At 58.9% G+C, this 19,154-nt stretch carries 19 protein-coding genes; 13 read left to right on the top strand and 6 right to left on the bottom strand.

Annotated features, from left to right (window positions below; all coding sequences use genetic code 11):
* Nucleotides 1-20: 20 nt before the first annotated feature.
* From AC1Q5O_RS23085 to AC1Q5O_RS23035, 11 genes are all read left to right on the top strand, one after another.
* Nucleotides 21-551 (top strand): RNA polymerase sigma factor, encoded by a 531-nt coding sequence (locus tag AC1Q5O_RS23085; RefSeq protein WP_464663605.1) that lies wholly within the window; start codon nt 21-23, stop codon nt 549-551.
* Nucleotides 548-1,324, top strand: coding sequence for an anti-sigma factor family protein (locus AC1Q5O_RS23080; protein ID WP_492566213.1), 777 nt, complete (start codon nt 548-550; stop codon nt 1,322-1,324). Before AC1Q5O_RS23085 ends, AC1Q5O_RS23080 begins: the two co-directional genes overlap by 4 nt.
* 308 nt (nt 1,325-1,632) lie before the next feature.
* On the top strand, nt 1,633-2,514 hold the full coding sequence (locus tag AC1Q5O_RS23075) for a glycine betaine ABC transporter substrate-binding protein (RefSeq protein WP_492566211.1): 882 nt from the start codon (nt 1,633-1,635) through the stop codon (nt 2,512-2,514).
* A gap of 105 nt (nt 2,515-2,619) precedes the next feature.
* Nucleotides 2,620-3,237: an ABC transporter permease gene (locus AC1Q5O_RS23070; protein WP_492566210.1), complete on the top strand. Its 618-nt coding sequence runs from the start codon at nt 2,620-2,622 to the stop codon at nt 3,235-3,237.
* A 9-nt stretch (nt 3,238-3,246) separates the two neighbouring features.
* A complete protein-coding gene (locus AC1Q5O_RS23065) occupies nt 3,247-3,888 on the top strand; it encodes an ABC transporter permease (protein ID WP_464663612.1) in 642 nt (213 codons plus the stop codon).
* The gene (locus tag AC1Q5O_RS23060) at nt 3,885-4,817 is read left to right on the top strand and encodes an ABC transporter ATP-binding protein (RefSeq protein WP_464663614.1); all 933 of its coding nucleotides are present in this window, start codon (nt 3,885-3,887) and stop codon (nt 4,815-4,817) included. The genes AC1Q5O_RS23065 and AC1Q5O_RS23060 overlap by 4 nt, the downstream gene beginning before the upstream one ends.
* 116 nt (nt 4,818-4,933) lie before the next feature.
* Nucleotides 4,934-5,611 carry a DUF427 domain-containing protein gene (locus tag AC1Q5O_RS23055; RefSeq protein WP_492566337.1) on the top strand — a complete coding sequence of 226 codons (678 nt, stop codon included), beginning with the start codon at nt 4,934-4,936 and terminating at the stop codon, nt 5,609-5,611.
* On the top strand, nt 5,608-6,585 hold the full coding sequence (locus AC1Q5O_RS23050; protein WP_464663617.1) for an LLM class flavin-dependent oxidoreductase: 978 nt from the start codon (nt 5,608-5,610) through the stop codon (nt 6,583-6,585). The genes AC1Q5O_RS23055 and AC1Q5O_RS23050 overlap by 4 nt, the downstream gene beginning before the upstream one ends.
* Entirely contained in the window at nt 6,582-7,904 is a 1,323-nt protein-coding gene (locus AC1Q5O_RS23045) for an LLM class flavin-dependent oxidoreductase (protein WP_492566207.1), read from the top strand. Before AC1Q5O_RS23050 ends, AC1Q5O_RS23045 begins: the two co-directional genes overlap by 4 nt.
* Before the next feature lie 14 nt (nt 7,905-7,918).
* Complete coding sequence (locus tag AC1Q5O_RS23040) at nt 7,919-8,920, top strand: ornithine cyclodeaminase family protein (protein ID WP_492566206.1); 1,002 nt, start codon at nt 7,919-7,921, stop codon at nt 8,918-8,920.
* Nucleotides 8,917-10,395 carry an HAL/PAL/TAL family ammonia-lyase gene (locus AC1Q5O_RS23035; RefSeq protein ID WP_492566204.1) on the top strand — a complete coding sequence of 493 codons (1,479 nt, stop codon included), beginning with the start codon at nt 8,917-8,919 and terminating at the stop codon, nt 10,393-10,395. The genes AC1Q5O_RS23040 and AC1Q5O_RS23035 overlap by 4 nt, the downstream gene beginning before the upstream one ends.
* Nucleotides 10,396-10,421: 26 nt before the next feature.
* On the opposite strand, the gene AC1Q5O_RS23030 is transcribed toward AC1Q5O_RS23035, so the two are convergent.
* Nucleotides 10,422-11,366: a LysR substrate-binding domain-containing protein gene (locus tag AC1Q5O_RS23030; RefSeq protein WP_492566202.1), complete on the bottom strand. Its 945-nt coding sequence runs from the start codon at nt 11,364-11,366 to the stop codon at nt 10,422-10,424.
* 156 nt (nt 11,367-11,522) lie between these two features.
* Here AC1Q5O_RS23030 and AC1Q5O_RS23025 point away from each other — a divergent pair, with 156 nt between their 5' ends.
* Together AC1Q5O_RS23025 and ssuE are read left to right on the top strand one after the other, a co-directional pair.
* Nucleotides 11,523-12,917 (top strand): LLM class flavin-dependent oxidoreductase, encoded by a 1,395-nt coding sequence (locus AC1Q5O_RS23025; RefSeq protein WP_492566200.1) that lies wholly within the window; start codon nt 11,523-11,525, stop codon nt 12,915-12,917.
* Nucleotides 12,914-13,495 (top strand): NADPH-dependent FMN reductase, encoded by a 582-nt coding sequence (gene ssuE / locus AC1Q5O_RS23020; protein WP_492566198.1) that lies wholly within the window; start codon nt 12,914-12,916, stop codon nt 13,493-13,495. The genes AC1Q5O_RS23025 and ssuE overlap by 4 nt, the downstream gene beginning before the upstream one ends.
* Before the next feature lie 157 nt (nt 13,496-13,652).
* On the opposite strand, the gene AC1Q5O_RS23015 is transcribed toward ssuE, so the two are convergent.
* The 5 genes from AC1Q5O_RS23015 to AC1Q5O_RS22995 all read right to left on the bottom strand — a co-directional run bounded on the left by AC1Q5O_RS23015 (nt 13,653) and on the right by AC1Q5O_RS22995 (nt 19,133).
* Nucleotides 13,653-14,621 (bottom strand): ABC transporter ATP-binding protein, encoded by a 969-nt coding sequence (locus tag AC1Q5O_RS23015; RefSeq protein ID WP_492566196.1) that lies wholly within the window; start codon nt 14,619-14,621, stop codon nt 13,653-13,655.
* Entirely contained in the window at nt 14,614-15,594 is a 981-nt protein-coding gene (locus tag AC1Q5O_RS23010; RefSeq protein WP_492566194.1) for an ABC transporter ATP-binding protein, read from the bottom strand. The genes AC1Q5O_RS23015 and AC1Q5O_RS23010 overlap by 8 nt, the downstream gene beginning before the upstream one ends.
* Nucleotides 15,591-16,412: an ABC transporter permease gene (locus AC1Q5O_RS23005; RefSeq protein WP_464663635.1), complete on the bottom strand. Its 822-nt coding sequence runs from the start codon at nt 16,410-16,412 to the stop codon at nt 15,591-15,593. Before AC1Q5O_RS23005 ends, AC1Q5O_RS23010 begins: the two co-directional genes overlap by 4 nt.
* A 5-nt stretch (nt 16,413-16,417) precedes the next feature.
* Nucleotides 16,418-17,353 (bottom strand): ABC transporter permease, encoded by a 936-nt coding sequence (locus AC1Q5O_RS23000; RefSeq protein ID WP_492566335.1) that lies wholly within the window; start codon nt 17,351-17,353, stop codon nt 16,418-16,420.
* Nucleotides 17,354-17,531: 178 nt separating this feature from the next.
* The gene (locus AC1Q5O_RS22995) at nt 17,532-19,133 is read right to left on the bottom strand and encodes an ABC transporter substrate-binding protein (protein WP_492566192.1); all 1,602 of its coding nucleotides are present in this window, start codon (nt 19,131-19,133) and stop codon (nt 17,532-17,534) included.
* Nucleotides 19,134-19,154 lie beyond the last annotated feature (21 nt).

Below are 19,154 nucleotides of genomic sequence, written 5' to 3'. Positions count from 1 at the left end.
GAACCAGAAGGGGTTCGGTCATGACAGATATGGTCGTTTTGATTGAGCCCCTCATTCCGGCCTTGCGGCGATATGCGCGCAGCTTGATGGGGGATCGATCGGCTGCCGATGACCTGCTGCAGGATTGTCTGGAGCGGGCCGTCAGTCATTGGCATCAGCGGCGTGAGGATGGCAACGCCAGAACATGGATGTTTACGATCCTGCACAATCTGGCGATGAACAACTTGAGAAAAACCGCACGGCGTGGGGTGCATCTGGACATTGATGATGTATCTGACCCGGCTCTCTCCGGACGGCCCGCGCAGGAGGATGGCTTACACCAGCAGGACGTTTTGCGTGCCTTGAAGACCTTGCCCGAAGAACAGAGAAGCGTCATTCTTCTCGTTTCGGTTGAAGATCTGTCCTATGCGGAGACCGCGAAGATTCTCGGGGTTCCCATCGGCACGGTCATGTCGCGACTGGCGCGCGGCCGTGAACGGTTACGGCAGATTCTCGAGGGTGATGTGAGCAACAAAATTGAAAACGGTCCTCATTTGAGGAGGGTAAAATGAACAAGCGCCCGATTACGGAAGACGATCTGCATGCCTATGTCGACCAGGCTCTCAGCACGGCCAGGCGGGATGAGGTAGCCGGATATCTTGAGCAGCACCCTGACGAAGCAAAAAGGATCGCAAGTTACCGAAGGCAGAGGGATGAACTGCGGTCCGCGCTCGCACCAATCAGCGAAGAACCGGTACCTCCGGAGCTCAATCTGGTCCGTATGCTTGATGGTGCGCGCCGTCCCGGATTCCCGGTTTGGCGCTCGGCGGCCGCCGCTGTTGTATTGCTTGCTGTTGGCATAACCGGCGGCTGGTCGCTTCACGATATGGGTCAACCGGCCGCTGGCGGGATCATGGCGCTCGCTGACGAGGCAACATACAGCTATCAGGTGTATGCTGGCGATAAAGGGCGGCCAGTCGAAATCAAGGCATCCGATCAGGTTAGCCTGGTCAAATGGGTTTCGGACAGTTTGGGCCACACTATATCCGTGCCTGACCTGACGGGCTCAGGCTACCGGTTCATGGGGGGGCGGGTTGTCGCAACAGCGCACGGCCCTGCAGGCATGCTCATGTACGACGATGACCGTGGCACCCGGCTGGTGATGCTGACACGGGCGATGACAGCCGATAAAAACGCGCCCATGTCGTCACAATCGACCGGTTCCGTGCAAAGGGTCAGCTGGTCCAAGGAGGGTATCGGCTACAGCCTGGTCGGGCCTCTTTCCACCCAGGCCCTCAATCCGATTGCCCATGAAATGCGCCGGCAAATCGAAACAAATGTGTAGACGGAGTGTGAGTAAAAGCATGCTGTTGCGACGGGGACTGGTGGCTCCAGCGCTTCACATCATCATCACGGGCCGTGCGAATCCACGCCATAACCCTCGACAGTTCACCCGAGTGGTTTTGCGAGGCTCGTAAAGGCCCTGCATTGCAGCGCCAAAGCGATTGCAATTGCCGAGTAAATAATTTCTACTTATCGGGGAAATATTAGGAGTTTGTTCTACGAACTTACTGCCGTGGATTGCTAGCATGCGAAATGAACAACGAAACCAGTAGGATATTCAAAGTCCTACGTCAGCTCGCAGGGTAAATCATGACTTTCAGAAACGTGGCCTCCATAGGGCTGGGGGTAATATTGGCATTGGCTGCCGCAACGCCGGGCTTTGCTCAGGTTGTGAAGATCGGCAGCAAGAACTTTACCGAACAGTTCGTGGTGGCCGAAATCTATGCGCAAGCCCTGGAGAAGGCTGGCGTGAAGGTCGAGCGGCGCACCAATCTTGGCGCGACGTTGATTGCTCATTCGGCGCTGCTGAACGGCGAAATCGATCTCTACCCCGAGTATACGGGTACGGCCCTTGCCGCCGTGGTGAAGGGCGATCTCTCGGGTTCGGCCGAAAAGATCTATGGGGAAGTCAAGGATTACTACGAGAAAAACCTGCAGCTGACCCTGCTCCAGCCGACCAATATCAACAATGGCTACGCCATCATCACGCTTCCGGAAACCGCTGACAAGTACAAGCTCAAGACGCTGACGGATCTTGGTCCCGTGTCGAAGGATCTGAGTTTCGGTGCGGAAGGCGGGTTTGGCGAACGCAAGGACGGTTTGCCCGGTCTCAAGCAGACCTACGGTATCGTCTTCAAGGACTTTCGTATTTTTGCCAAGCTCGGTATCCGCTACAGCGCTTTGACCAGCAAGAACATCGACGTTTCCTATGGCTTTGCCACCGACTGGCAGATCGCGGACAACAAGCTCGTTGTTCTCGCCGACGACAAGAACCTGTTTCCGCCCTATTACCTCGTGCCCGTCGTTCGCCAGGGTATCCTGGCCAAAAACCCCAAGATCGCTGAAGTCCTGAACAAGATCAGTCCACTCTTGAACAATGAGAACATGCGCGAACTGAATGCCGCCGTCGAGCGTGACAAGAAGGAACCGAAGGAAGTGGCGGAAGCCTTTCTGAAGGAAAAGGGCATCTGAGACCGTCCTGACGCCTGCGGCCAAACGGCCACGTGGACATCCCGGAAACAGCGGAGATAGGATTGTCTCCGCTGTTTCAATTCTAAGCGATATGGAACGACGCATTTGAACTGGGCTCCCAAAAACATTCCGGAAATTCTTGCCGCAACCTGGCAGCACCTTGTGTTGTCGGTTTCATCTGTTTTGATCGGGCTCGTCATCGCGCTGATCCTCGGGATCATCTGCGCCCGGCGCCCGCGGTTCTATGCCGTCGTCCTGACGATCACCGGCATCATCTTCGTCATCCCCAGCCTTGCTCTGTTCGCGCTGCTCATCCCCTGGCTTGGCCTTGGCACCAAACCGGCGCTGGTCGGCCTGTCCTCCTATTGCCTGCTCATTCTTCTGCGCAATGTGGTAACCGGTCTGCGCGGCGTCCCCGCCGACGTGCTCGATGCGGCCGACGGCATGGGCTACAGCGCCTGGCAGCGGCTGGTGCGCATCGAACTGCCCCTGGCCCTGCCGCTCATCGTGTCCGGTATCCGCATCGCGCTGGTGACCGTCATCGGCGTCGCCACCGTCGCGGCCTTCATCGACGGCGGCGGGCTCGGAACAATCATCCTCATGGGCATCGACCAGAGCTATACGGAGAAAATCCTTGTCGGCGGTATCCTGACGGCGCTGATGGCGACGTTCTTTGACCTCATTCTGAGCCAGGCTGAAAAAGCCCTGGTTCGTTGGCGTTGAGGGGTGGCCATGCTGATCACCGCCTCCAACTGGATCGTCAACAACCAGCCTGAATTCCTGCGGGCGCTCGGCCAGCATCTGGTCATGTCCGGCGTGTCGCTGGTGTTTGCGCTGGCTATCGGCTTGCCGCTTGCCGTTCTCATCATCAATCGCGGCGGACTGGCCTTTGCGGTCATCAATTCCATCAATGCGCTGCGCACGATCCCGAGCCTTGCCATTCTCGCCATCATGATGCCGCTGCTCGGTATCGGCCTGTGGCCTTCCATTGTCGCGCTGACCGTGCTCGCGCTGCCGCCCATCCTGCTCAATGCCTTTATCGGTCTGCGCGATGTCGATCCCGATGCGGTGGAAGCTGCAATCGGCATGGGCATGAGCCGCGGACAGGTGCTGCGCAAGATTCGCATTCCGCTGGCTGCGCCCGCCATGTTCGCCGGCGCACGCACCGCCGCCGTGCAGGTGCTTGCCGGTGCAACGCTCGCTCCCTTCATCGGCGGCGGCGGCCTTGGCGATTTTATCGCTGTCGGCATCAGCATGATGGACATGTCACGGCTTCTGGTTGGCGCGGTTCCCATCGCCATTCTGGCGCTGGCAACGGAATTCATTCTCGGCCGGGCCGAAAAAATCTTCTTCGCAGAAAGAACATCCGCATGATCAACATGGACCACGTCACCAAACGCTATGGGGAAGGCAGCGTTGCTTCGGTGGACGATCTCAGCCTGATCGTGCCCGAGGGTTCGACAGTTGCGCTGATCGGGCCGTCGGGCTGCGGCAAGACCACGACCATGCGCATGATCAACCGGCTGATCGATCCGACCGAAGGCAAGATCATTGTCAACGGCGAAGACGTTACCAAGGTTGATCCTGTGATCCTGCGTCGCCATATCGGTTATGTGATCCAGCAGGTAGGTCTGTTTCCGCATATGACCATCGCCCAGAACATTGCCGCCGTACCCAAGCTTCTTGGCTGGGATGAGGCGCGGATCCGGAACCGGATCGACGAGCTTCTGCACCTCGTTGGTCTTGACCCGGCGGAAATGCTCAAGCGCTATCCCCGGCAGCTCTCAGGCGGCCAGCGGCAGCGCATCGGCGTCGCGCGTGCGCTTGCGGCCGACCCGCCCGTGCTGCTGATGGATGAGCCGTTCGGTGCCATCGATCCGATTGCCCGAACCCGCCTGCAGGATGAGTTCCGCCAGATATTGCAGAGGGTACGCAAGACTGTGGTGCTGGTGACCCATGATCTCGACGAAGCCATCCGTCTGGGCGACCGCATCGCCATCATGAAGAGCGGCAGGATCGTCCAGTATGATACGCCCGATGCGATCCTTTCCCACCCCGCTGACGCATTTGTCGAAAACTTCGTCGGCATAGACCGGGCGATCAAGCGCCTGAGCCTGTTTACTGTCAGCGATGCCATGACGGCGGACAAGCCGCGGGATGGAGCTCACCCCGTCGCTGCCACCAGCAACCTGCGCGATGCGCTGGCGCTGATGGTCGCTGCAAACAGCGATGTTCTTGCTGTCGTGGATGGGGCCGGGGCCGTCACCGGCCGGTTGACGCGCGATGCGATTTTTTCGGTCTGATCGCCTCCCGTCCGATCAGGCCTGCCGATAGAAACTCACCTTTGGAGAGTGCTTATGTCCATCAGCTATCGTTCCCGGGAAGTGCCCGCGGTTTTGATTGAACCGACCTATCGCGTATCCGCCTGAAGCTGGGTGAAGAGGTGATCGCCGACAGCACGCAGGCCATCGTGATCTATGAAAATGGCGGTCACCCCGTTTATTACCTGCCGAAGTCGGACTTCCGCGATGGTGCACTCGGACCATCGGAAAAGACGGGGGCATCGCCAGTGCTCGGGGCAAGGCGCTACTGGTCGCTCAAGGGCGCTGAGGGTAGCGCCTGGAGTTACGAGCATGTGCCGCAGGGCGTGCCCGAACTGGCAGATTATGCAACGGTGGCCTGGAGCGCCGTGCGCTGGTTTGAGGAAGATGAGGAAATCTTCGGTCATCCGCGCAATGTTCACTGGCGGGTCGATACGATCGACAGCAAGCGCCGTGTGGAGGTCTTTGTCGATGGCACGCTGGTTGCCCGCACGAACCGCGCGGTTTTCCTGTTCGAGACCAGCCTGATCCCGCGCTATTACTTTCCCGTGGAAGACCTGATTGCCGGCACGCTGGCGAATAGCGCGCTGCACACCTATTGCCCCTATAAGGGCAGGGCGTCCTACTATCATTTCGATCTCGATGGAAAGCGTCACGAGAACATCGTCTGGTATTATCCGGAGCCGCTCCACGAAAGCGGGCGGATCAAGGGATTGATCTCGTTCTACAATGAAAAGGTCGATGAAATCCGCGTCAGCGCCGGGGATGCGGAATGATGCATATCGGCCTGTCACTGACACCGTTCGGCCATCATCCGACCGCCTGGCGCGCAAAAAGCGGCCAGCTGGACGCGCTCGATTTCAGTCACATGGCGGCGCAGGTGAATAAGGCGGAAGCAGGCGGGCTGGATTTCGTCCTGCTGGCGGATAGCTTCGGTCAGCGGCCTCATGATGATCTTTCGCCGCTCGCCATGCCGTTCGAGCCAACCATGCTGGTGTCGGCGCTGGCGACGGCTACGCGCAGGATCGGGTTGATTGCCGCCGCCGCAACGTATCAGCACGAACCGTATAATCTCGCCCGGCGTTTCGCGTCCCTCGATCTGATCGGCGGTGGGCGTACCGCCTGGAACGTGATCGGCTCCGGTGATCCCGATCGTGATCGGGAATATCTTGCCGTGGTGTCGGGGCTTTGGGATAGCTGGGAGGATGACGCCTTTGTCTATGACAAGGCTCGGGGACGGTTTTTCGAACCGGACAAGATGCATGTCCTCAACCACAAGGGCGCGCATTTCACTGTTCGCGGCCCGCTCAATGTCAATCCGTCACCGCAGGGCAGGCCGGTCATCAGCCATGCCCTGACCCCGGACACGCTCGATATTGCCGCGCTGGCGGATGTGGTTTTCCTGCCGGAGACAACACCGGATACATTGAAAGCGCTTGCCGCCGGTCTGCTTGAACGCCTCGTGGCGCGTGGACGACAGCGTGAGGATATCAGGCTTTTTGCGAACATCGTTCCGTCCATTGGAACCGCTTCCTACATTGCCGATAAGATGCAGGAGCAGGCGAAAGCAGCCGGCCTCGATGGATTTGTCCTTCTGCCGCCTAGTGCGCCCGAAGGTGTTGCCAGCTTTGTCGATGAGGTTGTTCCGGAACTTCGGCGGCGCGGTGTGTTCCGCAATGCTTATGACGCCACGACCCTGCGCGGCCATCTCGGTCTTGCGCATCCTGCTCGTCTGGAGCGTGCATCATGAGTGGGGACCAGATGAAACTCGGTGCCTTTCTCATGGCGGGCGGGCATCATATCGCCGCCTGGCGCCATTCCGATGCCCTTGCCAATGCCGGGGCCGATATCGGCCACTTCATCCAGCTGGCGCAGACGGCCGAACGGGCAAAATTCGACATGGTCTTCATCGAAGACGCTGCGGCCATTCGCGAGCGCAACCCGGAGATTGCCAGTCAGGCGGCGCGCTCGACCAGTTTCGAGCCGCTCAGTCTGCTGGCGGCGCTGGCGGTCAATACCTCCCATATCGGTCTCGTCGCCACGGCTTCCACCACTTATAACGAACCTTATGGTCTGGCCCGGACATTCGCGGCGCTCGATCAGCTCAGCGGCGGCCGTGCCGGGTGGAATCTGGTAACGTCAGCCAGTGATCTTGAAGCGGAGAATTTCGTCTCGAGCGGCTTGCGGCCGCATGGCCAGCGGTATGAACGGGCAGAGGAGTTTGCCGAAGCTGCTACCGCCGTCTGGGACAGCGTGGATGAGGGCGCCTATGTCCTCGATGCGGAGCAGGGCGTCTATGCCGACCCGGAAAAACTTCACGCGGTCGATCATCGTGGCACGCACTTCACTGTCACGGGCGTACTGGACAGCCGGAGATCGCCGCAGGGCAGGCCGCTGATGGTGCAGGCCGGGGCGTCTGATGTCGGCAAGGACCTTGCCGCCCGCACTGCCGACGTGGTGTTTTCCGCAGCCCAGACCATGGGCGAAGCGCAGGCCTTCTATGCCGACGTGAAAGCCCGGCTGGCGAAATTCGGCCGACAGGCAGACGATCTCAAGATCATGCCCGGGGTTTCGCCCATCGTCGGCGAGACGGCAAGCGAAGCGCGGGCAAAATACGATGCGCTGCAGGAACTGATCCCCGATCAGGTCGGTGTGGCGCTGCTTGCGAGCTATCTCAGCCTCAAGGACCTGTCGGCCTATCCGCTCGACGGACCTTTGCCGGATATGCCGCAAACCGACGGCATTCAGAGCCGGCAGCAGCTCATCATCGATCTCGGCCGGCGGGAAAATCTGTCCATCCGGCAGCTGGCACGGCATTTCGCCGGTGCGCGCGGCCATTGGCAGCTGATCGGCACGCCCGTGCAGATTGCCGACGCGCTGGAAGAGCGGTTTCGCGGCAAGGCAGCCGACGGGTTCAATGTCATGCCGCCGCTCTTTCCCACGGGGCTCGACGATTTTGTGAGACTGGTCGTGCCGGAATTGCAGCGCCGGGGCCTCTTTCGCACGGAATATGAAGGGTGCACGCTGCGGGAAAATCTGGGCGTCAAGACACCGGCCCGTTCGTCATGAGCAAAGAGAACAGCATGAAACCGATCTATATCGACTATCTGAATGCCTTCGACATCGAGGCGCTTGCACTGACCGATGCGGAAATTCTCGCGGCGATCGAGACGTCGCTCGCCGCGCAAGGCAACGGCCAGACCGTGATCGAGCCGCGGGTGCATCTGGAGCCCGATGAAACGTTTCATGGCCATTTCAACGTGCTGCGTGGCTATGTGGCGCCGCTCAATCTGGCAGGCGTCAAGATCGTCGGCGACTTCGTTGATAATTATAAGCTGAATTATCCCTCCGAATTCGGCGTGCTCAATCTGTTCGATCCGCGCACCGGCGCGCCGAAGGCTATCCTGGATGCCACTGTCATTACCGATATGCGGACCGGTGCGATCACCGCCCTCGGTGCAAAACATCTGGCGCGCAGGAATTCCAAGGTGCTCGGCCATATCGGCGCGCGCGGCACCGCCTACTGGAATGTGCGGCTGCTCGACCATCTCTATGATTTCGATGAAATCCGTGTGCATTCGCGCCGGTCGGAAAGCCGCGACGCCTTCGCGAAAAAACTCTCGGATGATCTCGGCAAGCCGATAACCGTTACCGACAACTGGCAAGCCTGCGTGGAGGGTGCCGATATCGTGGTCGAGGCATCGCGCCTGCCTGAGCCGCAACCGATGCTCAAGACCGAATGGATCAAGCCCGGTGCCTTCGTGGTGCCCTATGGCACGATGAGCGCGGTGGAACTGTCGCTCACCGACATCATGGACAAGCTGGTGGTTGATGACTGGGGCCAGTGCAAAGGCGGCAAATTCGGTTCGCTGCGCGCCCATGTCGAGGCGGGCAAGCTCTCCGAACAGACATTGCATGCGGAGCTTGGCCAGATTGTCGCCGGTCACCGGACGGGACGCGAGAACGACGGTGAAACCATCCTGTTCTGGCACAGGGGGCTCTCGCTCAGCGATATTGCGCTCGGCTATGCCATGCTCGAGAAAGCCAAGGCGAACAATATCGGCCAGAGGCTGCGGTTCGCATGAACACGCTCGTTCTCACGGGTTCAGGCGTCACCATCGCCGATATTGCTGCCGTTGCGCGCCAGGATGTTCCCGTCAGTGCGACGTCCGATGTATTGACCCGGTTGGTTCGGGCCAGGGCCGTGCTTGATGCGGCAGCGGCTTCCGGGCAGCAGATTTACGGCCTGAACACGGGGCTTGGCGCCAATCTCAAGACAGCGGTTGTCGATGAAACGGGTGAGTTTCAGCAGCAGCTGGTGCGCGGACGGGGTGCCGGTGTCGGTCCAGTGCTGCCACGCGACGAAACCCGTGCTGTCATGGCGGCGCGCCTGTCCATGCTGGCGGTTGGCGGCTCCGGCCTTTCGCCTGAAGTCTTTGCCGATCTGCTGGCGCTGATCAATCATAAGGTGCATCCGCTTGTTCCATCCATCGGGTCGATCGGTGCGGGTGATCTTGTTCTGCTGTCTGCCATTGCCCAGACCCTGATCGGCGAGGGGCAGGCCGAATATGAAGGCGCGGTGCTTGCCTCCGCCGAAGCCCTGTCGAAGGCCGGTCTGCGACCCTCCACACTTGGTCCGAAGGACGGGCTGTCGCTTCTCAACGCGTCGGCAGTCTCGGTGGGGAAGGGCGCGCTGGCCTTGAGCGATGCCATGGTCTTGCTCGACTATCAGCGGCAGGCTGCTGCGCTCAGTTTCGAGGGGCTTGGTGGCAACCCGTTGATCCTCCACCCCGCCATCCAGCAGGCGCGCTCCGCCGCCGGGCAAGTGCTGGAAGCGGAAAGGCTCTTTGCCCGTCTCGAAGGCTCGTCGCTGCATGAAGCGCGCGCGGCCATTCAGGACCCGCTCAGCCTGCGCTGTGCCGCATCGATCCACGGGGCGCTGGCGCATGCGCTGGATGCAGCCCGAGAAGCCGTGGAGATCGAGCTGAATGCGGCAGCGGACAATCCGCTGGTGCTTGTCGATGAGAACAGGGTGCTCTCGACGGGTAATTTCCACACACCGTCTTTGGCGCTGGCGTTTGAAACCCTGGGACTTGCCATTGCCCAGACGGCGCTGGCCAGCGCGGCCCGGTTCATTCAACTGACCGGCTCTAGCCGCAATGGCCTGCCGCGCTATCTCTCACCCGTGGGTGGGACATCTGCCGGTTTTGTTCCGCTGCAGAAGACGGTTACTGCGCTTGTCGGTGCCATCCGTCATAAGGCCAATCCGGTGTTGCTGGATTTCCTGCCCGTTTCCGAAGGAGTTGAAGATCACGCCACCCAGACACTTCTGGCGGTGGCCAAGTGCGCCGATATGCTCGATCTCTGGCGGCATCTTGTTGCCTGCGAGATGCTGGCCGGGGCGCAGGCCGTCGATCTGCGCGCGGGCCATCGCTGTGGCCGCGGTACGCAACAGACCCATGATATCGTGCGATCCATTGCCGGGCCTCTCATCGAAGACCGACCGCTCGGACATGACGTGTCCCGCCTTGCGGAGCGTCTGCGGGATATCGGCGCGTGAGGGAGCTGAAGCTGTTGGCTGCCGAGTTACCGCTGAACCTTGGAAACCAACAGCGCTGGCGCGTTCACACAACGCAGGCACTCATCGATGAACCATGATTTGAAGGCCGCAACAACGGAACGTTGTGCGCTTCTGCGCGGGGTGGTGATGCAATAGGGGTTGGCTAGTTCGAGCACGTGATTGCAGGCTACGACCAGTTCGCCCGCTTCTACCTGGCGGGCACAGAACAATCCCTGCGCCAGTGTTATGCCCAGTCCGCCGCGTGCCAGGTCAAGCGCCGCCATGGATGAGTTGGCGGTCATTCCATGCTGGATATGGCGGCCCGGCGATATGCCGGCGGATGCGAACCAGTTCCGCCATGACGGAAAGGAAGCTCCAGCAGGACCCCAATCGGTGTGGATCAAGGGGACGGAGAGCAAATTTTCCGGAGAGGCCATCGGGCCATGTCCAGCCAGGAAGCGCGGCGAGCACACCGGATAGACCGCATCGGTGCCAATCGCTTCGGTGACATGTTCCGGATAATGAAAGACACCGTAGGACAAGCGCATGTCGATGAGGTCGCGGTCGAATGGCACCGGATCATCTTCACCCCTGAGGGAGATGTCGACCGGACCATGGATATTGACGAATCCCGGCAGACGTGAGGAAAGCCAGCCCATGGCAACCGATGGTGCCACCGACACCACCAGGGAGGATCGCGGATTGCCGCTGCCGAGCTCACGCGACACGCTCCGGAGTTCATTGAAGGCATTGGCAAGCCGCGGAAAAATCTCCAATCCGGCCTCGGTCAGCACGACACGCCGGTTGATGCGATGAAACAGCTTGCGCCCGACCTGATCCTCGAGCGTGCGAATGAGCTGACTGACTGCCGCAGCCGAAATCGCCAATTCTTCGGACGCAGCGACAAAGCTTCCACAACGGGCGGCGGCTTCGACCGCCTGCAAGCCGCGTAAAGAGGGGATACCTGTCATCCTGCCATCCCGGAAAAGATAAGTTGAGCTTATCTTTCTAGCAGAAATCATCTCTTTTTGGAAGGGAAAGCCTCGCTTATTTTAACCAGTAGCGCAGAAGACAGCCATTCCGGGGCAAGCGCGATCAACGAAACACCTGCCAAAGGAAGGCCCGTCATGCCGCGCCGACAGATGATTTTAGCTGCCTTCTTCTTCAATCCCCAGGGAGATCACCGCCTGTCATGGCGACACCCGCGTGCACCCGGCCGCGAATTTCTCGATCTGGATTATTACCGCCGATTGGTCGAAGCAGCGGAGCGGGCCAAGCTCGATACGATCTTCATCGCCGACCATCTCGGTGTTTGGGATACCTATGGCAGCGGGCTGGCACATTATGCCAATCCCAGACTGGAACCTTTATCGCTGGTATCGGCTCTTTCGGCTGTCACCAAGGACATCGGTTTCATGGTGACAGCGTCGAGTTCCTACAACGAGCCGTTCAACACCGCCCGCATGTTTGCTTCGATGGATCATATCAGCAAGGGCCGGGTCGCATGGAACGTGGTGACATCGGCGCTGGAAGAAGAGGCCGCCAACTTTGGCCGCGATGCCAATATCGAACATGCCGTCCGCTACGAGCGCGCGGCCGAGTTCCTCGACCTGGTCAAAGCGTTGTGGGACAGCTGGGAAGACGACGCGCTTGTCATCGACAAGGCAACCGGCCTCTTTGCCCATCGCGAATACGTCCATTATCTCGACCATCGGGGAAAGCATTTCAAGGTAAAGGGGCCGCTCAACGTGCCGCGACCGCCGCAGGGGCATCCGGTGATCGTCCAAGCCGGGTCGTCCGACGCGGGCAGGAACCTAGCCGCGGCGCATGCGGACGTGCATTTTGCCGTCATTCGCAGCGAGGCGGAAGGACTGAGCTATCGAGCCGACATCAACAACCGCCTGGCGAAACACGGCCGTTCGCCGGAAAGCCTGAAGCTCCTGCCGGGGATCCTGCCGATCGTCGGCGCCTCAGCATCCGAGGCGCAGGAAAAACAGGACTATCTCGAGACATTGATGCTCGATGAAGTTGCCGTCGATCTTCTTTCCAGTTGGGCAGGGGTAGATTTGTCCCTCTATCCGCTCGATGGGCCAGTACCGGATCTGCCTGACGAAGGCACGTTCAATGGCTGGCGCACCTGGCTCGCGCTTGTCAAGGACGACGCGAACAAGGGCCTTTCCATACGTCAGCTCGCCCGCAAGATCGCCAATACCGGCTCGGTTCCGCTCGTTGCGGGGACCCCTTCGCAAGTCGCCGATCAGCTGGAGGCCTGGTTCGTCTCGGGAGCGGCTGACGGGTACAACCTGATGTTTCCGCTGCTGCCGGAGGATTGGCTGAATTTCATGCAGACCGTGGTGCCGGAATTGCAAAGGCGCGGCTTGTTCAGAACGGAGTACGAGCCCGGCACCTTGCGCGACCGTCTGGGGCTGGCGCGGCCGCAGAATGCATTTGCTGCTCGTTGCGAAGCAATCGCCGGCGAGCCAGATCGCGTCCGGGCGGGAAAAACCGGAGTTCGACCATGAGCAGCCGGAAAGTTCTCGCGATATCCGCAAGCCTTTCCGCGACGTCCAAGACCGCAAGGGTCGTGGAGGCGGTTCTGGACGAATTGCGCGGACAGAAAATCGAGGCGGAACACGTGGTTCTGCGGCATCTCGATCCCGGCGCTTTGCTGTCAGCCGACGTCCAGGCTCCGTCGGTGGCGTCTTTCCTGGAAAAGGTTGCCGCTGCGCACGGCCTGATCATCGCCACGCCAATCTACAAGGCATCGTTTTCGGGTCTGTTGAAAGCAGGCCTGGACGTGCTCCCGCAGTTTGCACTGGCTGGAAAGGTTATCCTGCCGCTTGGCACCGGCGGCAGCCTCGCCCATGTCCTGGCGCTTGATTACGGTCTGCGCCCGGTGTTTCAGTCGATGGGCGCGCGCCATGTCGTCCAGTCGCATTACGTGTGTGAGAGCGATTTTCCCAAAGCCGGTGAAATGATATCGCTGCTCGACCCGCTTTGGGCCGCACTTCGTCACGCCTGCGATAACTTCATCTATTCCCTGACAGATGATGAAAGGGCTGCAATGCTTGGACATCCGCGCGGCCGCACCGTTGCATAACTGGCAAAGAATTCAGACCACGCTGCCGCGGGAAGATACCGAAACTGACTATCAGCGTGTCGGCCAGCCGCCTTGCGGCTATATGTTGCCGCGCGAACAGAAAGGTGTCCCGATCATCGGCTCGACCAATCTGACATGCCAAGCGATTTTGGTCCGGTTATCTGGTTATGAAGCGAACCTTGTGATCGTCCCCAACAGTGAGGAATTCCGTGGGGGGCGGTGACTGATAGATGTCATGTGTGCCGATTTCCTCGGGGTAATAGGAAAAGCCTGACGGGGGCGGCGGCTGCATGTCCTTGCGGGTCATGTCCTCGTGGCGGATGATCATGAACGGATCCGGAATGGCGGCGAGCAGGCGTCGCGTATAGGGATGGACCGGATTGGCGAAAATGCTTTGCCACGGACCTTCCTCAACGATCTGGCCAAAATACATCACGGCGACCCGGTCACTCATATGTTCAACAACACTCAGGTCATGACTGATCATGATGTAAGACAGGTCCAGCCGTTCTTTAAGGTCCAAAAGCAGATTGATAATCTGCGCCCTGATGGACACGTCGAGCGCGGAAACCGGCTCATCCAGAACAATGACTTTCGGGTCGAGGATCAATGCGCGGGCAATCCCGATGCGCTGACGTTGACCGCCCGAGAATTCATGCGGATAGCGCTTCGCCTGTTCCGGTTTCAATCCCACCATTTTCAGGGTCGTCGCAATTCGGTCTTCGACTTCACCTTTGTTGCGCAACCCATGCAGCCTCAGCGGCCCAGCTAGGGCCGCTTGAATTGTCTGGCGTGGATTGAGCGACGCATAGGGGTCCTGAAACACCATTTGAGCCATGCGTGCGCGTTGCATGCGTCCCGGCTGGTCAGCGCCGGTGATAGGCTTTCCATCAAAGGAAATGCTGCCCTGCGTGGGGTGCTGCAAACCCAGTATTGTCAGTGCCAGGGTAGATTTGCCACAGCCCGATTCACCGACAATGGACAGGCATTGGTTCTTGTGAAGACTGAGGCTGAGATTATTGATTGCCCGCACAGCTTGATGCGAACGACGGAACAAACCCGCCGATACCGGGAAGCACACGCTCAGATTTTCAATATGCAACAGAGGTTGGGTTTGATCAGCCATGGTGGTAACACCTCACAAAGCTATCGTCCCCGAGAACGGATGGGCCCGGCACTGCGTCGCGGCAGATTGGTGAGGCGCGCGTACAGCGTGGTTCAAAACGGCAACCGGTGGGAAAAGCGGCAATCGATGGCACGATTCCTTCGATTTCCTGCAAAGGTTTGCGCTCATTCAGCTTGCGCTGCCCCAAGACCGGCAATGAAGCGAGCAGGCCATGCGTGTAAGGATGAGCCGGATGGCGGAAGAGATCGGCAACCGCCCGTTCTTCAACGAGATGACCCGCATACATGATGCCAACACGCTGGCACATTTTCGCGATAACGCCCAGGTCGTGACTGATCATCAGGACTGATGTACCGCGTTGATCGCAGAGTTCCTGCATCAGTTTGAGAATTTCCGCCTGAACGGTGACATCGAGCGCGGTCGTGGGTTCGTCGGCAATCAGCAGGTCGGGATGACAGGCCAAAGCGATTGCAATCATCACGCGCTGGCGCATGCCGCCTGACATCTGGTGCGGATAGTTCTTGATGCGCTTGTCAGGAGCTGGCACTTGAACCTGTGCCAGTGCGGCGATCGCCTTGCGTTCAGCCTCGTGCCAGGTCGAGCCCTGATGCAAGACGAACATTTCGGCAATCTGACGTCCGACGGTCGCCAGCGGATTGAGCGCGGTCATCGGTTCCTGAAAAATCATGGAGATTCTATTACCGCGCAGTTTGCGCAGCTCGCTGCCGTTCATCTTCAGAAGGTTCTGGCCCTTGAACAGGATTTCACCCTGTCCAACCGCAAGCGGCCTGTTGAGAAGACCTATCAGCGACAAAGCGGTTATACTCTTGCCACATCCGCTTTCGCCGACAAGTCCGAACGTCTCGCCGGCACCGATCGAAAAAGAAACGTTTTCAACGACGTTCAGTCGTTCTTGTCCAGAACGCATATCGATATGCAGATTCCTGACCTCAAGCAAAGGGGAAGCGCTCATGCCTTGCGTGTCCTCATATGCGGATCGAGGTAGTCGCGCAGCCCATCTCCAAACAGATTGAGGCCGAGCACGGTCAGAAATATAGCGATCCCCGGGAATATGGCTGCCCAGGGTGCAACGGCGATCAATTCGCGTGCATCCGTCAGCATGCTGCCCCAACTGGGGAAGGGTGGTCTGATGCCGAGTCCCAGATAGGAAAGCGCTGCTTCAGCAAGAATGGCATCACCCATGCCAAGCGTCCCGATCACGAGGATGGGGCCGATCATATTGGGCAGGATCTGCGTGATCATGATGCGGATATCACTATAGCCAAGCGTCTTGGCAGCTTGCACATAGCCCTGGCTCTTCAGCGACAACGCTGACGAGCGTGCAATCCGGCAGGTCCACGACCAGTTGGTCAGTCCAAGTGCGATCAGCAAACTGCCGAGGCCAGGACCGAGAATGGCCATAATCGCCAGCGCAAAAATCAGTGAGGGGATCGACAGCATCACATTGGTAAGCCCGCTGACGAATTCATCCCATCTGCCGCCGATATAGCCAGCTGATATGCCAAACAGCAGGCCTATGCAGCTGTTGATCAGCTGCGAGACGATACCGACCGTCAGCGACACACGGGACCCATAAAGCACCCTGCTGAACACATCGCGGCCTTGCGAGTCGGTTCCGAACCAGAAATCGGCATTCGGGGGCAATTCCGCGTTCATCAGATTGGCATCAAGGATCGGATCGTGATGCACGAACAAAGGTGCAAACACGCCCAGCGTCACGATAATCAGGCAGATGGCGCCACCGAAGAGGAGGTTGAAACGCAGTCGCATATCCGTCACCCGTGGCTGATACGCGGGTCGATGACCGCGTAAAGAACATCGATAACCGTATTGATGATCAAAAACCACAATACAATCATGAGGATGGCGCCCTGCACCACCGGTATGTCCCGCATGGAAACACTGTCGACGAGAAGGGAACCAAGGCCAGGCCATGAGAAAAGCTTCTCGATCACCACGGCCTGTCCCATCAAAGAGCCGAATTGCAGTCCAACCGTGGTGATGATCAACACGAGCGCATTGCGCATCAGGTGCCATGTGACGAGACGATAGGCATTCATGCCTTTCGAGCGGGCGGTGCGAATGAAGTCCGCGCTCATCACGTCGAGAACCGCCGCCCGCGTGGTGCGGGCAAGCAGCGCCAGGGGTGCCACGCTGAGCGTCACGGCCGGCAGGATCAGATTGCGTATTCCGCCATCGCCATAACCGAAACTCGGCAGCCAGCCCAGTGTGAGTGCAAAGACATACATAGCCAGCAGCCCCAGCCAGAACTGCGGTAGCGACAGGCCCGAAACGGCTGCAATCATCGTGGCCGTGTCCAGAAGGCTCCCCGGTTTGAGCGCCGCGACGAACCCAAGCGGCACGCCCATGAGGATGGCAATCGCCATTGCAGCGATGGCCAGTTTCATGGTTGGCCACGCCCGCTCCAGCAACATGTGCGTGACGGGTTGGCGTGTTCGGAAAGATTGTCCGAGATCGAGCTGCGCGAGATTGACGACGTAGCTACCGAACCGCTGGTAGACGGGCTTGTCCAGCCCGAATTCCTTGTTCATCTGTTCGACGACTTTCGGATCATTGCGACCCTTGCCATCAGCGATCAGGCTTGATGTGAAGCTGCCCGGTATCACGCTGAAAATCACAAAGATCAGCAAAGATACCGCCAGAATGGTCGGTATCATCTGCAGAACTCGCCGAGTGATAAATCGAAGCAACGGATCCATGTCCTTTCGTTCGGATGGCGGTCGCGTCCGCCTTGTCCGGTATAATGGCCCCGGTACGCTCCTCACGCCGCTTGATGTTGGGAGATGAGGGTACGTGCGCAGCGCTTCACGCGAGATGAAAAGGCTGGCCCGCCGTCATGTCGTTGACGGCGGGCAGGTCACCGTTGCTTCAGCGGCCCGATGGGGCGCCGTCGTCTACCCAGAGTTGTTCATAAGACTGGATGGCCAGCTCCGCCGAGTTTGGCTGCAAACCATGCAGCCAGGGCTGATAGGCCATTACCGCCTTGTTGTAATTGAAGAACCAGCCGGGGGCCTCGTCCTGCAGCAGATTATTCGCCTGGCGCAAAAGATCATTCTTCTGCTCTTCCGTCGGCGCGCTCAATGCTGCCTCATACAGTTTGTCAAAGTCCTTGTTGTTGAACTTGTAATAATTGCAGGCTGACTGCGAGGTCCTTGAATAGAAGCACTGCATCGCCGTCATTGGATCAGGACCGCTTTCCAGGGACCACATGAAGGACTGGAAATCACCGGCTGGGACCACCTCGGACAAAACAGCTGCTTCAACCGGCTTGGCTTTGACTTTGATGCCGACTTTGTCGAGCATCGGAATAATCGCTTCGACGATGGTCAAACCCCAGCTTTCGTTCTGGGTGGCTGTCAGTTCAAACTCAAATCCATCGGGATAGCCGGCTTCCTTCAAAAGCGCCTTGGCTTTCTCGGGATCATAAGGATAGGGTTTGGCGGCTTTATCGAAGGCGGGTGACGAAAGCGGCAACCAGCTCACAGCGCGATAGGCCTTATCCTTACCCAGACGCTTGATGATCAGATCGGAATCGATCGCATAGTTGATGGCCTGGCGGACCCGCTTATCCTGAAACGGCTTGAAATCCACGTTGAAGCCGACGAGACGCGTATAGACCTCGGCCACTTCCAAGATATTCTTCGACAGTTCCGGATCACTCTTATAGGCAACATACTGCGCCGGTCCGAGCACGGAGACATCGACCTCCTTGTTGCGGAAAGCGACGTCGCGGGCTGAGGCTTCGCCCATGATCATGATGTTGATCTTATCGGCATGCGGCTTGTCGGCTCCGTAGAACTTGTCCCATTTTTCAACGGTCAGACGTGAGCCCGGAATATATTCGGCGAACTTATAAGGTCCAAGGCCGATCGGATGGCTCTTGAAACTGTCCTTGTCGGCTTCACCCGACGGATAGATCACCGTGCTTGGCTGCATGAGCTGGAACGCCGGATTGACGGGTTCATTGAAGGTGATTTCCAGCGTGAAATCGTCGATCTTCTTCAAGCCGGCAATATCCTTTGCCTTGCCGTCGGAATAGTCACTTGCACCCTTGATTGCGCCGATGTACCGCGCGCCCGTATAGGCCTTGCCGGGCGTCATGATGCGCTTGTAGCTGTCGATGATATCATCGGCAGTCATCTTCTTGTCATTGTGGAAAAACGCGTCCTGACGCAGCTTGAACGTGTAAGTCAGACGATCAGCCGAAGCACTGACGTCGGTTGCCAGATCCAGCACCGGCTTGTTGGCATTGCCGTCCCAGGCATAAAGTCGTCGGTGAATGGCCTTGGTGACAAACTCATCCTGTGTTGCCGGGCTCGCCTGGTTATCAAGCGTGCCAAAGCTCGAACCATAGGGAGCAACGAAATTAATCGTGCCGCCTTTGCGTGGCTCTTCCGCGGATGCCGACGTCGCCACACCGGCAAGCAGGACGGCAGCCAGAGTTGATTGGAGCACGAACCGTTTGTACATTGAGTGTTTCCCCCTGTTATG

Source organism: Phyllobacterium sp. MT110 (assembly GCF_058792715.1).
This window is presented reverse-complemented; position numbering and strand designations above follow the sequence as displayed.